The sequence below is a fragment of the Paraburkholderia sartisoli genome (genome assembly GCF_900107685.1).
In the GTDB taxonomy this organism is placed as follows: domain Bacteria; phylum Pseudomonadota; class Gammaproteobacteria; order Burkholderiales; family Burkholderiaceae; genus Paraburkholderia; species Paraburkholderia sartisoli.
In genome coordinates this window covers 230,204-245,114 of record NZ_FNRQ01000004.1, presented here as the reverse complement: position 1 = coordinate 245,114, position 14,911 = coordinate 230,204, and the positions used below count along the sequence as shown (strand labels likewise).

Annotated in this window: 14 protein-coding genes and 1 pseudogene; 7 read left to right on the top strand and 8 right to left on the bottom strand. The window is 62.8% G+C overall.

The window, feature by feature from the left end; all coding sequences use genetic code 11:
• The first annotated feature begins 7 nt into the window (after window positions 1–7).
• From BLV45_RS14975 to xylB, 4 genes are read left to right on the top strand one after another with little or no spacing between them, the layout of a single operon-like run.
• On the top strand, window positions 8–1,042 hold the full coding sequence (locus BLV45_RS14975; protein ID WP_090534324.1) for an NAD(P)-dependent alcohol dehydrogenase: 1,035 nt from the start codon (window positions 8–10) through the stop codon (window positions 1,040–1,042).
• A gap of 3 nt (window positions 1,043–1,045) precedes the next feature.
• On the top strand, window positions 1,046–2,218 hold the full coding sequence (locus BLV45_RS14970) for an ABC transporter ATP-binding protein (protein ID WP_090534322.1): 1,173 nt from the start codon (window positions 1,046–1,048) through the stop codon (window positions 2,216–2,218).
• Between the two features lie 51 nt (window positions 2,219–2,269).
• Window positions 2,270–3,163, top strand: coding sequence for an AraC family transcriptional regulator (locus BLV45_RS14965; protein ID WP_090534320.1), 894 nt, complete (start codon window positions 2,270–2,272; stop codon window positions 3,161–3,163).
• A 47-nt stretch (window positions 3,164–3,210) separates the two neighbouring features.
• A complete protein-coding gene (gene xylB, locus BLV45_RS14960) occupies window positions 3,211–4,671 on the top strand; it encodes a xylulokinase (protein ID WP_090534318.1) in 1,461 nt (486 codons plus the stop codon).
• 108 nt (window positions 4,672–4,779) lie between these two features.
• Here xylB and BLV45_RS14955 read toward each other — a convergent pair whose 3' ends face one another.
• The 7 genes from BLV45_RS14955 to BLV45_RS14925 form a co-directional block, all read right to left on the bottom strand.
• Window positions 4,780–5,010, bottom strand: a complete 231-nt coding sequence (locus tag BLV45_RS14955) for a ketopantoate reductase family protein (RefSeq protein ID WP_245753281.1) — start codon at window positions 5,008–5,010, stop codon at window positions 4,780–4,782.
• 233 nt (window positions 5,011–5,243) lie between these two features.
• Window positions 5,244–6,281: a fatty acid desaturase gene (locus BLV45_RS14950; protein ID WP_090534314.1), complete on the bottom strand. Its 1,038-nt coding sequence runs from the start codon at window positions 6,279–6,281 to the stop codon at window positions 5,244–5,246.
• Between the two features lie 174 nt (window positions 6,282–6,455).
• On the bottom strand, window positions 6,456–7,205 hold the full coding sequence (locus BLV45_RS14945) for a CDP-diacylglycerol diphosphatase (protein WP_090534312.1): 750 nt from the start codon (window positions 7,203–7,205) through the stop codon (window positions 6,456–6,458).
• Window positions 7,206–7,220: 15 nt separating this feature from the next.
• Window positions 7,221–7,976 (bottom strand): FadR/GntR family transcriptional regulator, encoded by a 756-nt coding sequence (locus BLV45_RS14940; protein WP_090534310.1) that lies wholly within the window; start codon window positions 7,974–7,976, stop codon window positions 7,221–7,223.
• 130 nt (window positions 7,977–8,106) lie between these two features.
• Window positions 8,107–9,561: an indoleacetamide hydrolase gene (gene iaaH / locus BLV45_RS14935; protein WP_090534308.1), complete on the bottom strand. Its 1,455-nt coding sequence runs from the start codon at window positions 9,559–9,561 to the stop codon at window positions 8,107–8,109.
• A gap of 379 nt (window positions 9,562–9,940) precedes the next feature.
• Window positions 9,941–10,156: a transcriptional regulator gene (locus BLV45_RS14930; RefSeq protein ID WP_090534690.1), complete on the bottom strand. Its 216-nt coding sequence runs from the start codon at window positions 10,154–10,156 to the stop codon at window positions 9,941–9,943.
• Between the two features lie 350 nt (window positions 10,157–10,506).
• Complete coding sequence (locus BLV45_RS14925) at window positions 10,507–11,190, bottom strand: NADPH-dependent FMN reductase (protein ID WP_090534306.1); 684 nt, start codon at window positions 11,188–11,190, stop codon at window positions 10,507–10,509.
• Between the two features lie 351 nt (window positions 11,191–11,541).
• Here BLV45_RS14925 and BLV45_RS14920 point away from each other — a divergent pair.
• The 3 genes and pseudogenes from BLV45_RS14920 to BLV45_RS14910 all read left to right on the top strand — a co-directional run.
• Window positions 11,542–11,844, top strand: a pseudogene (locus BLV45_RS14920) (autotransporter domain-containing protein); the annotation flags it as partial.
• A gap of 27 nt (window positions 11,845–11,871) precedes the next feature.
• Window positions 11,872–12,354, top strand: coding sequence for a hypothetical protein (locus BLV45_RS14915; protein WP_090534302.1), 483 nt, complete (start codon window positions 11,872–11,874; stop codon window positions 12,352–12,354).
• A 347-nt stretch (window positions 12,355–12,701) separates the two neighbouring features.
• A complete protein-coding gene (locus BLV45_RS14910; RefSeq protein ID WP_090534300.1) occupies window positions 12,702–14,063 on the top strand; it encodes an MFS transporter in 1,362 nt (453 codons plus the stop codon).
• Between the two features lie 44 nt (window positions 14,064–14,107).
• On the opposite strand, the gene BLV45_RS14905 is transcribed toward BLV45_RS14910, so the two are convergent.
• Entirely contained in the window at window positions 14,108–14,581 is a 474-nt protein-coding gene (locus BLV45_RS14905) for a hypothetical protein (RefSeq protein ID WP_090534298.1), read from the bottom strand.
• Between the last annotated feature and the right edge of the window lie 330 nt (window positions 14,582–14,911).

The following is a 14,911-nucleotide window of genomic DNA, read 5'->3' as shown; positions in this document are numbered from 1 at the left end:
GATTGTTGTGAAGGCACTTGTACTCGAAGAAGCACGACGCCTTAGCCTGCGCGACATCGATCTGTCGATGACGGTCGGTCCACGCGACGTGAAGATCCGGATCCATACGGTCGGTGTGTGCGGCAGCGATGTTCACTATTTCACGCATGGCCGCATTGGACCGTTCAAGGTCGAAAAACCGATGGTGCTGGGCCATGAGGCATCGGGCACAATCGTCGAAGCAGGTGGTGAGGTCAGTCACCTGAAAGTCGGCGACCGCGTCTGCATGGAACCGGGCGTGCCTCAATTCGACTCGCCGGCCACGATGCGCGGTCTGTACAACCTTGACCCGGCGGTGCGCTTCTGGGCGACGCCACCGGTTCACGGCTGCCTGACGCCGTACGTGGTGCATCCGGCCGCGTTTACCTACCGGCTCCCGGACAACGTGTCGTTCGCCGAAGGTGCGATCGTCGAGCCGCTGTCGATCGGACTGCAGGCAGCCAAGAAGGCGGCCATGAAGCCCGGCGACGTGGCGGTCGTGATCGGCGCGGGGACCATCGGTGCGATGACGACGCTGGCAGCGCTCGCAGGCGGGGCGTCGCGCGTGATCCTCGCCGACGTGGTCAAGGAGAAGCTGCGTCACTTTGCCAGCAACCCGGCCGTCGTCACGGTACACGCGGGCGAGCAGTCGCTCGTCGACGTGGTTCGGCAGGTGACGCAGGACTGGGGTGCCGATGTGGTGTTCGAGGCGTCGGGCAATGCGAACGTGTTCGAGACGCTGCTTGACCTCGTCTGCCCCGGCGGCTGCGCGGTGCTGGTGGGCATGCCGCCCGGGCCGGTCGCGCTCGACGTGGTCGCGATGCAGGCGAAGGAAGTGCGACTTGAGTCCGTGTTTCGTTACGCGAATATTTTTCCGCGCGCACTGGCGCTGATCAGCTCGGGGATGATCGACGTCAATCCGTTCATCTCCCGCAAATTCGCGTTTTCGCAGGGCGTGAAGGCGTTCGAGGAAGCGGCTGCGGGTCACCCGGAAGACGTCAAGATCCAGATCGAGATGGACTGAGCCATGGCCAATATCACTTGCAGGGGGCTGACCAAGCAGTACGATGGCGGGCCACCGGTGTTGCATCCGCTGGATATGCATATCGATGAGGGCGAGTTCGTCGTGCTGCTTGGACCATCGGGCTGCGGGAAGTCGACGATGCTGCGCATGATCGCCGGGCTCGAGGAGATTTCCGGGGGCGACCTGTCGATCGGCGGTACCGTGGTCAACGAGGTGCCGGCGCGGGAGCGCAATGTCGCGATGGTGTTCCAGAACTACGCGCTCTATCCGCACATGAGCGTCTACGACAACATCGCGTTTGGACTACGTCGTCTCAGGACGCCGAAGGTGGAGATTGACCGGCGGGTGCGCGAGGTGGCGGCGATGCTCAATCTCGACGGGTTGCTCGACCGCAAGCCTCGCGCGATGTCAGGTGGGCAGCAGCAGCGTGCGGCGATCGCCCGGGCGATGATCAAGACACCCTCGGTGTTTCTCTTCGACGAACCGCTGTCGAACCTCGACGCGAAACTGCGGGCGCAGTTGCGCACCGACATCAAGCGTTTGCACCAGCGCCTGAAAACGACCACGGTCTACGTGACCCACGACCAGCTCGAAGCAATGACGCTCGCCGACCGGGTGATCCTGATGCGTGGCGGCCGGATCGAGCAGGAGGGCACGCCGACCGAGCTCTACCAGTATCCGCGCACGTTCTTCGCGGCGGGTTTCATCGGCACGCCGGCAATGAACTTCCTGACTGGCTCCGTCCAGCGTGCAGCCGGTACGGTGTCCGCCACTTCGGCAACGGGTTGCTGGCAACTGCGTGGAAACCGCTTTGACCGGCTGCGCGATGGTCAGGCGGTGACGCTTGCGATCCGGCCGAACTACCTGCGCCTCGCGGACAATGGGCGCGTCGACGACAGCCTCATTCTGAATGGCACCGTGGAACTGGTCGAGATGCTGGGTGCCGAAGCGCTCGTCACCGTCGATTGCTCAGGCGAGCGGATTGCGGCGCTGGTCCCGTCGAGCGCCGCGCCGCGCACGGACGAAAAGGTGACGCTCGCATTTAGCGAACGTGACCTCCACATTTTCGACGCGAAGACCGGGGAAAACGTGTCGCTCGATGCGCCTGGCGATGTGGCGGTCCATGGGATTCAGGACGCTATCGAACACGCGAAGACGGGCTTGGGCGTACATTAGCGCGAACGCGCATGAAAGGGATCGAAGGCAGCGCCACCAAGGAGACAGCAAATGAATCCGGATCTCGAACTGGTACATACCCGGCAGGATGAATCGTTCCGGGCATGGGTGCATGACTATCCGCATACGGTCGCGAAGTGGCACTTTCATCCCGAATACGAGATTCACGTGATCCGGGCGTCATCGGGCAAGTTCTTCGTCGGCGATTACATTGGAGATTTCAGCCCGGGCAATCTCGTGTTGACGGGCCCCAACTTGCCCCACAACTGGGTCACGGGCAGCGAGAACGGCGCCGGCGTGCCGTCGCGAGACCTCGTGCTCCAGTTCTCGCGCGACGCGATGGAAAGAATGGTCGCGGCGTTTGCCGAACTGAGTCCGGTGCTCTCGCTCATCGATCTGGCGTCGCGGGGAATCCAGTTTCCAGACAATCTTGGTCTTGCAATCGCATCGATCATGCAGGAGCTCTCCGATGCACATGGCGCGCGCCGCGTCGCGCTGCTGATGTCGATCCTGGATCAGCTCACTGCCTGTGTCGACAAAAAGCTGCTGGCCGGACCCGCGTACAACGTGAAAGCACAGCGCTACATGTCGTCGACCATCAACCAGGTACTGTCGTATATCCAGCAAAATCTCGCTGTCAACCTGCGGGAAGTCGACGTTGCCGACATGTCCAGCATGAGCGTAAGTACCTTTACCCGCTTCTTCAAGCGACATACAGGCTGCACCTTCATCCAGTATCAGAACCGCCTTCGTCTTAACCAGGCGTGTGAATTGCTGATGTGCTCGGACCTCAGCGTAACCGATATCTGCTATCGCGTTGGCTTTAACAACGTGTCGAACTTCAACCGGCAGTTTCTCGCGCAAAAAGGTATTCCGCCGTCGAGATTTCGTGCGCTGCATCGACTTAATGATGCCTCGTCACACGACCACAAAGCGGCGGCCTGAGGCAATCTGAGACCAGGCTGCCGTTTGCTCATCTACGGGATTTCATTTTGAGTTATCTGGGAATTGACCTCGGGACGTCCGAGGTAAAAGTAGTGCTCACCGATGCAGAATCGGACATCATTGCCAGCAGCGGCGCGAAACTGGTCGTCGACAATCTTCATCCACAATGGTCGGAGCAAAGTCCGCAGGACTGGTGGAACGCAACGCTCGATGCGATCGCGACGGTGCGCAACGCGCAGCCACGCGCATTCAAGGCGCTGCGCGGCATTGGCCTGTCCGGGCAGATGCACGGTGCGACGCTGCTCGATCGCAGCGGCAACGTGCTGCGGCCCGCTATCCTTTGGAACGATACGCGGGCGTACGCCGAATGCATTGAACTCGAAACGCTCGTACCGGACTCTCGCGCGATAACCGGTAACCTGGCGATGCCAGGCTTCACGGCGCCCAAGCTGCTGTGGCTGTCGAAGTACGAGCCGGCGGTGTTTCGCGCGGTGCAGAAGGTGTTGCTGCCGAAGGACTACATCGCGTGGCGCCTGACTGGCGAATTCGTCTCCGATATGTCCGATGCGTCTGGCACCTTGTGGCTCGACGTCGGCAAGCGGGACTGGTCCGGGCGCATGCTGGCGGCAACGGGTCTGTCGCGGGCGAACATGCCGCGGCTCGTGGAGGGCAGCGAGGCCGCGGCGACGTTGCGGGAAGAATTTCGGCGTGAATGGGGGATCGACCGGAGCGTCACCGTGTGCGGTGGAGCAGGAGACAACGCGGCGAGCGCGATCGGCGTCGGCGTCGCCAGACGTGGCGACGCGTTGCTGTCGCTCGGAACGTCAGGCGTGCTGTTTGCCGCTACCGCCCGCCATGCTCCGAACCCCACACAGGCAGTGCATGCGTTCTGTCATTGCGTGCCACGGCAGTGGCATCAGATGAGCGTCATCCTGTCTGCAGCTGCAAGCCTGCATTGGCTGGCAAGCCTGCTGAAAATCAGCGTTGCGGATGTGGTCGATATTGCGCCGGCGGGGCAGAGCGAAACCGCGCCGATCTTTTTGCCGTATCTGAACGGTGAGCGAACACCTCACAACGATGCGGCCGCGAGAGGCGTCTTCTACGGAATGACCGCGACACACAGTGCGGCGCACCTCGCGTATAGCGTCATGGAAGGCGTCGCATTTGCGATGGCGGATGGTTACGCGGCGCTACAGGGTGCGGGCACGACACTCGACGCCGCCGCGTTCATTGGTGGCGGCTCGCGGAGCGCGTTTTGGGGCCGGCTTTGCGCGTCGGTGCTGGGCTTCCAGCTGAACCGTCATGAAGGAAGCGAGATGAGTGCTGCGCTTGGCGCCGCGCGGCTGGCGCGGCTGGCTCACGGCGGGGAGGACTTGTCCGGGGTGTGCGTGGCGCCGCCCGTGCTCGAGCGATATGAGCCTGAGGCGGTCAGTCAGTCCATGCTGGAAATACGGCTCGCACGCTATCGGCGCCTGTATGGGGCACTGAGATCAGAGTTTCAGGCCTGAACCCGTATCAACTGGCACATGGGCCGGTGGAACGGCTGGCCACTCGCCCCGATGGTGGACACGCGCCCGTGACAGGCCTGCGGCATCCAGCGGCTGCCGGCCCGTCACTTACCATGCAACCTGACCGGGAAGGTCGGGCGCATGGATCTTCAGCAGCGCGTCAAACCGGCTCAGATAGCCAGAATTATTGACTCCACGTCTCTTTTGAGCCTCGGTGACCAGCTCGACGAGCTTGTCGTTGAAGGGCGTGGCGACATCACGCTCGCGCCCTTTCTGGCATATGAGGCCGTTGATGTAGTTGATTTCCGTATCACGACCTTTCTCGAGATCCTGAAGCATGCTTGCCCGCAATCCTGTGTGCGCGCCCCAGATCTTCCGGTAAAGCGCCATTTTGCGGTGGGATCAGCGTCCGGCTCGATAGAGGCCTTTCGACGCCACCCATGACCTCGCGCGCCAGGCGCAGCTTGTGAGTAAAGTGCCGACGTCCACGTGATTGAAATGCGGTTCGAGACGGACATCCAGGCTAGCGCCGTGCGCATCTGCGGGGTTCTTGCGGAACGCATGGGCGAGCTTCATGATAGTTCTCCCCGGTCGACAACTACCATGAGTTTCCCTCGCAATGTACCTGCGAAACGGGTGGAAGCAGGCGAATTCCTGTCGATGAAGCCGGACAGATTGCCATGCACCGGATGCGCAACCGGACCGAATGCATACAGCCTCAACCACTCGCTGTAACCGTATACGAGAAAGCCCCCTGAACGTTCTATATATTGCTGGCGAGACGCTTCATACACTTCCCGAAGCGCGAACCACGGCACATGCGGCAGATCATGATGCACCGCATGATAGTTATTGTTCAGAAAAAGAAGCCGCCAGAAGAACGCGGCCTCGTTGATGACCGACCGATGCTGACCGGAACTCGCAGTACGATGTTCATGAAACGAGCGCACCGACCCGACAGACAGTGCCCCATAGCCGACACCGACAATAAAAACCCATGCCGGCAGGCCGCACGCCACGTCCAGCCAGTACGTCAACGCAACGAGCGCGATGCAATGCATGAGCCACGCGGGCACATCGCGCAAGTCACCACCGGTGATCTTGCGAACCGCTTCGTTCGCCGTCGTCGCGATTGAAAACGCAGGTCCGAGCAGAAGACGCCCGATAAACGTGTTGCGAACCATGAGCAGCGCGCGCATCAAGACCCCCGTCCGTTGCCACGCGTGATGTGTCACAAAATAGCTTTCCGGGTCGAGTGCAGGATGCGTCAAATGCGGATCGTTGTGATGCTGAAGATGCAGGTCGCGATAGATGCCATACGGAAACCACACCGCAAGCGGCGCGAATCCAAACAGTCCGTTCAACAGACGCGAGCGCGTCGGATGACCGTGCATCAGTTCGTGCTGAAGGGACATGTACCACGCGCTGAGGAAAGCGAGAAGAATCGCGGCAACGGGCACACCGAGCGCGCGAACGTGAATCGCAACGCCGAACCAGGATGCGTAAATCGTCGCGATCAACAGCCACGTCGGCCATTCTGTACGCCACGTCAGCGTGGTGGCGAGGCGGGCCAGGGTACGGCGCTGGGTGTCGTCGAGATAGTTCGCCACAGGCTGCTTCGCACAGTTAGAAAGGCTGCTGATACTGCGCGACGTGGTTAGACGGCACGCCCATTGAAGCCGATCCTAAAGGCCCGTGTCGGATGACAGAACCAATTTCTTGCGCAAAGCATGTGCCGAAATACGGGAAAGCCTGTTCCAGCGCAATGAAGGAAATGTGAGTTGTCAGCTTTTCCGCGCGAGCTTGCACGCGTGATCCATCAGCGGTTCCGCTGAACCACTGCCTTCGTCGAGATCCAGGCTGCTGTTGACAATCAGCCATCCGTCGCTTTTCGCGGAAGGACCCGCGCCAGTCACGAGAATCGTTTGCGACGCCATCGTCGTGTCGTTCGGCAGATCGCGCGCAACGACCCTGAACGGATCGTCGGCTCCGTCAATCGAGGCGACGCGCATGACACGGTAGCGGTTTCCGTCGATCGTGTCCCAATGCCATTTGCCCGGCGCGTCACGACGATATCGCGCGAGCACATCGATCACGTCTTTACGCAGGCAGTCGATATGGATGTGCAGTTGCGACTGCGAACGGCGATACGGGGAGTTGATTTCCAGCCCGAGTTGTTCGTCGCCGAGTTCCTGTTTGACGGCCTTTTGAACGTACGTGCGGGCGTTCCATGCGTCGGACCAGTACGGCGGCGCATCGTCAGCGAGAATCTGGGGGCTTTCGATGCCAGTCACGCGATCGGTCGGAATCAGCAGGTACTGCGACGAACCGTTGATGTCCTTGAGAATCGCGTAATGGGCCTGCAGATCGACACGGGTGCAGAACCCCGGCGTCCCTGATGATTGCATCGACATCACGCACTGCCCGTCGACGATGCGCCATAGCGCGTTCGAATCCGCCGCGGCGAGCGTCGCGCAGCCACTGCTGGTGGCGGCGAGCACGACGCTGATGAAAGTGTAAAGCGCGAGGCGCATGGGGCGTCCGTTCCGTTATGTTGCGCGATCCCGCGTGACCGGGTGTGGCTGCGCCGCGTGTCGCTCGTAAAGCGCCCGTACGTATGTCAGATGCTGCTCGGCCGCGCTGCGCGCCTTGTGCGCGTCGCGTGCCATGATCGCATCGTAGATGGCCTGGTGCTGCTCGAGAAGCTGCTGTTCCATCGCGTCGTCGTAATCGATGAGCCGGTGCGATTGACGCATCGATTCGCGGATCAGTGTGTGGATGCCATGCATCACGTGCGCGAGTGCGACGTTGTGGGTCGAATCGGCAATCGCAAGATGAAATGCGGCGTCGAGATCGGCAAGATGCGTGCGGTCGGATGACAATGCACAGGTCTTTAACGACTCAAACGCCGTGCGGATCGCGGCGAGATCCCCGGGCGTCGCGCGCTCGGCTGCGTACACCGTTGCGATCGATTCAAGGCCCTGTCTGAGCTCCAGGATATCGGAGCGCGTGCGCGCGTTTTGCAGCAGCAGTTCGGCGAGCGGCTTTGAAATGACCGCGGCTGTCATGTCGGTCACCACGAAGCCGCCGCGACCGGTCATTTCGATGTAACCGTCGGCTTCGAGTCGAACCAGCGCTTCGCGCAGCGAAGGGCGCGACACGCCGAGCTGCGTCGCGAGCTCGCGTTCGGCAGGCAGACGGTCACCCGGGCCGAGCGCGCCTTCCGAGATCAACGCCTTGATCTGGTCCGACACGACATCGGAGAGGCGCTTGCGGGTGAACGTCGGGATCGGGCGAAATTGCATGGTTTCGGTGGACGTGGCGACAGGCGGCGACGCGGCCCGCTTCGCGATATGGACGCGAGGCAGGACCGCCTTCGCCGCAACGCAGCGATTATAGCGTCCACATGCGAAGGTTCCGGCACACGCCGGGCGGCTACAAGGCGGGCGCCGCGAGCGAGCCCAGCACCTGTTCGAACGCGACGCCGATCGCGAGCAGGCGCCGGTCGCTGCCGGTCGGCCCGTCCAGTTCGATGCCGACGGGGCGGCCGTCCCGCGTCATGCCCGCGGGCAGCGAAAGGCCCGGAATGCCGGCGTTGCTGGCCGGGTCGGTATTGCGCAGGAACGCCGCCATTTCATCGAGCGTTTCGCCGCCGTCGATCGTCACTGTCGACGAGCCATTCATCTCGTCGATGGGCACGGCGGCGAGGATCGTGGTGGGGAACAGCAACGCGTCGATCCGGTGCGTGTTGAAGGTCGCGTCATACAGGTGTTGAAGCTGCGGACGCCACGTGTGCATCGCCGCGTCGTATTGACTGGCGAACACGTCGGCGATGATCGCGTCGTACGCGCTGCGCACGTCCGGGCACGCGATGCGCGCCGCGATATCCACCACGGTTTTCACGGGCGCGTCGTTGGCGACGAGCCACGCGGGGACATCGTCGACGGGCTCGTGCAGCGCCACGGGCGAGCTGACCTTGTCGTTCAACTCGATGAGCCCGGGCATGTCGAGTTCGACGAAGACCACGCCCGCTGCCGCGAGGCGCGCCACGGCCGCGCGCGCGACGCCTTCGAGCGCGCGTTCCAGGCCTTCCCAGAGCGGCGCGGGCAGCCCGATGCGCAGGCCCGCAAGCGAAACGGCGGGCAACGTGGCGTCGCTCGTGATGACGCCGTCGAGCAGCGCGATATCGGCGACGGTGCGCGCCATTGGTCCGACGGTGTCGCGCGTGCGGCTGATCGGCACGACGGCGTGCGGGTCGTGATAGCGGCGCGCGGGGCCGCCGTTGCCCACCGAAGGACGAAAGCCCGCAGTGCCGGTCAGCGCGGCGGGAATGCGCGTTGAGCCGCCGGTGTCGGTGCCGAGGCCGGCGGGCACGATGCGTGCGGCGATGGCGGCGGCGGTGCCGCCCGAAGAGCCGCCGGGAATCAGCGATGGATCGTACGGATTGCGCACTGGTCCGGCGTGCGAAGCCAGATTAGTGCTGGTGATGCCGAACGCCAGTTCGTGCATGTTGGCCTTGCCGAGCACGATCGCGCCGGCATCGACAAGCCGCTGCACGGAGGGCGCGCTGGAAGACGGAATGAAATTCTCGAGCGCGGGCGTGGCCGCCGATGTCTGCAGCCCCACCGTGTTGATGTTGTCCTTGACGACGACCGGCAGGCCGGCAAGCGGCAGGCGCGCTTTTTCAGCGGTGGACAGCGCGTCGATGCGTTTTGCCGCTTCGAGCGCGCCTTCCATGTTGAGCACCGTGAGCGCGTTCAGCGTCGACAGTGCGGCCGCCCGCGCCAGCAACGTCGCGACGTAATCGGTGGCGGCGAGGCGCCCCTGCTGGATGGCGGCGACGGCCTCCGTGGCCGTCAGCGCGAGTTGTTCATCGACCGTCCATGTCATGCTGTCTCCAGGATTGTGGCGGCGTTCGCGGCTTGCGGCGGCACGAAGACTGGCCGGACAAGCCGCGCATGCCCAGCTTTTTACCGGGCGTGTCATCGTTAGACGCGAGGAAATCCGGATCGTGCGCTACGCCGTTCGCGATCGCGACGCGATTCCACACGAGCCTGAACGCGATCGCCCTAACGCGCAGAGAATGTCATGATTTGCGCCGCCACGACAAGGAAGGTCCAGTGGCGCTGTGCGCGATCTTCGGGAGCATGCGTCAGCGTACCGGACATGGCAACGAGGAGCGGGCGGACATGTCGCTTATTCTGTCACAACCCCCAAAACGCGGCGTCGGCGCAGTCAACGCCAGTGGTCCGCTCGTCCCGGGCAACGTCTACCGGTGATTGTCGATCCACAGGCGTCCCCATCGGAACGCATAGGCCAGCGCGTGCTCTTCGTCGAAAAAGTAATCGAGGGCATCGAACGAATATGCGCGCCTCGGTGTCACCGTGGCTTTCTCGATGGTCAGATTGGCTGCGAAGAGGCCGTTGGGAAGGGGCTGTGCTGCTGTCGCAACCTCGTAGCCCTTGTAGTGAATGAGTCGGTTCATGGTCGTGCCGATGATCGCGCCCGCTTGCGTTTTCAGTTCACGCGAAGTGCGACGATCGGTCAACGAGCGGGCAGGGACAAGCGTAGGCCGTGCCGCGTGGCGAGTGAACCAATCTTTCGTCGCAAGCAAATCAGGGGTGGCCTTGAACGGTCATCGATGATCAGGATGTGGCGGTGTCGTATGCGCGTGGTCACACTATCCGGCGTCCACGCGCTTTCCGTATGTTGCATGGCATACGCACGGCCCGACCGGCCGTGCGCGCTGTGTGCGCTGGCACACGCTGCGCGCGGCTGTGGCTATGCGGGTGGACGCGCGGATACCGGCCTGCTCTGCGTGGAAACCCGCGCCAGTCAGCTCGCAAGCGACAGTACTTTTGCGGCGCGCGATGGCCGGGGCGCGGCGCTTTCCTGTTCCGCGAGCGCTGTGCGCGACACTGGCGCCGTCGATCGTCCCGCGCCGAACGTCAGCGCGAACGTCGCAGCCTGGTTGCCCACAGTGGTGAGCTGTTCGGCGGCTTTCGGATCGGAGCACGTGTTTTCTGTTTCGAAGCGGGTTTCGAGCGTATTGATGCCGGCGCCGAGCGGCGTCGGCCAGCCGCGCAACGCGTGGACGATCGAGCGCAGCGAACCCAGCACCGTGCCCGTCGCCTGCCAGCCATACGCCGTGACGATGCAGCCGACCGCGCGGCCGTCCAGGTAGGGACGCGCGTCGGCGCGCAACGCCTCGAGCGTATCGAGTGCATTCTTGACGAGCCCGGAGACGCCGCCGTGATAGCCCGGCGTCGCGATGATGACGGCGTCGGCCTCGCGCACGGCTTCGATCAGTTCGCGCTGCGCTTCGGTGAGCGACGCGCTTTCCGGCGCGTAGTGCGGCAGGCTGTGCAAAAACGCACCGCCAAACAGATGCGTACGCGCGCCGGCGCTTTCAGCGCCATTCAGCGCGACGCGCAGGGCGCGTTCGGTCGACGATCCGTCGCGCGTCGTGCCGCCGATACCCACGACGAGCGGCGTGCGGATGTGATTGAAACCGGTCAATGCGATGCTCCTTCTTGCGTTGCGGCCACGGGCGCTGCACGGCGGGGCTGCGCGTGCAGGCGGGGCAAGCCGGACTGATCCGCCATGTTAGTGACCCGGGGCGCCATTGCGAACGTGTTTTTTGTTCTAACGATATGCCTGAAAACACGGTGCGTTCCGTTTAGCCATGGCGTATGGCGCCGCGCGATATGGATATACGAAACCGTTGGTTGGCGGGTCTGCCGCACGCAGGTACGATGATTCCGTCTCCTCTATGACATCTTCTTTGACATGGGATTTGCCCCGACGCCGGTAACGGTGCCGGGGCATTTTTTTTGGTCCACGGGGTAGCACGCTCACGATCGATCCGTCGTCGAACCAGGGCATCGGCGCGACGACGCACGGTCATACGGTCATACGGTCGGTGGGTCGCTCGAAGGCAGCGTGCCCATTGCTCAGTCGACGGTCTTGAGCATCGAGCCGCAGGCGCAACTGATCTGGCAGCACACGTCGATCGGCGATCTCGACGACGGCATTTCCAGCGTGTCGTTTCATGCCGCAAGCGGACTCACGGGCAGGCCTGGTGTGCAGGCGCCACGTGCCGGGATTCCATTACACTCTACGGCGCAGCGTTTCCTGGCGGCGTTGTCCGCGCCCCGGCGATGGACTGCATGAACCCGTCACGGAGCGCCGAACCCACCGATGAGCCACGCACCGCAATCCAGCGAGCAGGACCAGGTCGTCCTGATGGACGACATCCCCCATCCCGATCGCGACACCAGCGCGCCGTTCGTGCTGGCCAATGAAAGGCTGGTCGCGATTGTCTATCGCATCGCGGAGGCGGACTTCGAGCGCTTCGGTCCGTTTAGCGACGACGATCCGTTTTGCGTGATCGCATTCATGTCGGCCGCGTTTCACCAGTTCGGACCGCCGCGCGACGCGGATCTGCCCGCTTATTTTCTGACTTCAAAAGGCCTGCGCGGATATAGCGCGCACGAGGTCATGCGCTCATCGCTGGTCGAGGATTCGTGGGGACCGGAGTATTCGCTTGAAGGTGGCCTGCGGCACTTCGTGCTGACGTTTGGCGATTCGACGTTCGAATGCGTCGCGGGCGATTGCACCGTCGCGGGCATTTACGGTAACGGCGACATCGCGGCGCGCGAGGCGTTTTCGCTTTGCCAGTAAGTAAGCGCGGGCCGTGCCGCATTCGAACGCGGTGAACGGGGCTAGTGCCATCGAGGGGACATTCGAGGGGACGTTCAAGACAATCAATCGGGTTATCCCGTGTTGACCGTCAGCGAAGCGGCTCCTTACAATCGGCCGTTGTTCAATAAAAGAATTCGTGTTCTAAAGGCGAACAAATCCGCGCATATCAACCGGCTGAACGTGCTGCTTCGAGTCCAGTCACCCGGAAACTGGTGAAGGTCTGATAACCAGTTTGCAGTCGGTGCGGATAGGGATTGACGCTTGCGGCCGCGCAGGATCGTAACGTGGATGGCGCCACCGCGCCGTCCGCTGTCAGGGGAAGAAACGTGAATCGAAACACTGCCGTCAACGTGCAGACGTTTATCAATGAGCACCCGTTCTCGGGGTTTCAGTGGCTCATTTTCTTCATGTGCTTTGTGATCGTGCTGCTGGACGGTTTCGACACCGCGGCGATCGGCTTTATCGCGCCTTCGCTGATCACGGAGTGGAACGTCAGCAAGCCGGATCTCGCGCCGGTCTTGAGCGCCGCGCTGTTCGGCCTCGCGTGCGGCGCGCTCGTGTCAGGGCCGCTTTCCGACCGGCTTGGACGGCGTCTGTTGTTGATCGGCTCGGTCATGCTCTTTGGCGTGGCGTGTCTCGGTTCGGCTTTCTCGACGACCATCGGGCACCTGACTGTTCTGCGCTTCATCACTGGAATCGGCCTTGGCGCCGCGATGCCCAATGCGGTCACGATGATGGGCGAATTCTGTCCTGATCGCCGGCGCGCGACGGTCATCAACCTGATGTTCTGTGGCTTTCCGCTAGGCGCGGCGTGTGGCGGCTTTCTCGCGGCATGGCTGATTCCGCATTTCGGGTGGCGCGCCGTGCTGATGCTCGGCGGCATCACGCCCTTGCTGCTCGTGCTGGCGTTGCTGCTCAAGTTGCCGGAATCCGTGCGTTACATGGTCGCGAAGAACCATCCCGCCGAAAAGATCTGCGCGGTGCTGGCGCGTATTTCCAGTGCGGCGGCACAGGCGGGATCGTTTGTGATGACCGAGCAGGCGCCGCAGGTCGCGGGGAAGAGCGGCGCCGGGCTCGTGCTGTCGCGTTCCTATATCGTCGGCACGGTGATGCTGTGGCTCACGTACTTCATGGGCCTCGTGATTTTCTATGCGTCGATCAACTGGATGCCGATCCTGCTGAAGGAAGCCGGCCTGAGCCCGCAACGCGCGACGCTGATCTCCGCGCTGTTCCCGCTCGGTGGCGTGGGCGCGGTGGTGTGCGGCGTGTTGATGGATCGCTTCAACGCGAACCGGATCATTGCCGTGTGCTACGCGCTCACGGCAGTGAGCGTCTACTGTATCGGGCAGGCGGTGGGTAACGTCGGCTTGCTGGTGCTGACGGTGTTCGTGGCGGGCGTATTGATGAACACCGCGCAATCGTCGATGCCCGCGCTGGCCGCCGCGTTTTATCCGACCCAGGGTCGTGGCACCGGCGTCGCGTGGATGCTTGGCATAGGCCGCTTTGGCGGCATCGCAGGATCCTTCCTCGTTGCGGAACTGGCCCGCCGGCATTTCTCGTTCGCGGGTATTTTCGCCATGATCGCGCTGGCTGGCGTGATTGCATGCGTCGCGCTGCTGATCAAGCAGGCGTCACGCCCCGAGCTGGCCGCGCCGGCGCCGCTGGAAACCGGCACGTCCGGTCACTAGGCGCAAACCACGCCGGAGAACGCGCCGGTTGGCGGAACGCGTCGTTACGACGACGCGTCCGCGGGCGCGGGGATACGTCCGGCCGTGAGCAACCCTTTGATCATCTTCGTTTCGGCCATCGCAATGTCTTCGAGCGACGCGGCCGCGAGCTGGCGCGCAAAGACGTCCAGCGCGAAACAGAGCCACGCGTAGTCGATGTCGCTCATCGCCCAGATGCCGCTTTCGCGCGCGACGGTATCGATCTGCATCATCGCGGCGTGCGCTTCCTCAATCGCCATCCGGTCGCTGCTTTCATAACCGAGGTGGCAAAGCTCCCCGGCGACCAGCAGCTGCCGGCCAAGCGTCGTGAACAGTTCACGCGAGCCATGACCACGGCGGAATGCATCGAGACCGGTATAACACTGCAGCAGCATGGCCCGCGTCACGGGCTCGTGCGCGGCCCGGCTGAACGTGAGCGCGCGCAGCAGCGGCGACATGGCGGACTGGGTGTGTTTGCGGGTGTGCGATTTTGCAGACATGATGATTTGAACCTTCTTCGGTAACGCAGGGCGCCGCCCGTCACGCGTTGAAAACGGAACCGGGGGTCTCGGACCAGAGTCCGTGCAGGCATCATGATCGCCGACAATTAAGGCAGGCTTAAAGCACATGGCGCGCGGATGCGTCCGCTGTGCACGCCATCCGAAGACGAAAAAAAAGCCCCGTTCCACGAGGGAACAGGGCCTGACAGGATGGAAAGTCGAGCGGACCCGTGGAAGCCCGCCGACGTATCGCCATCATCTACAACGCGGTTGTTACTACCTTGACTGCGTGTTACCAACATCCGGTCCTTCTTTTGTTACCTGCAGCAA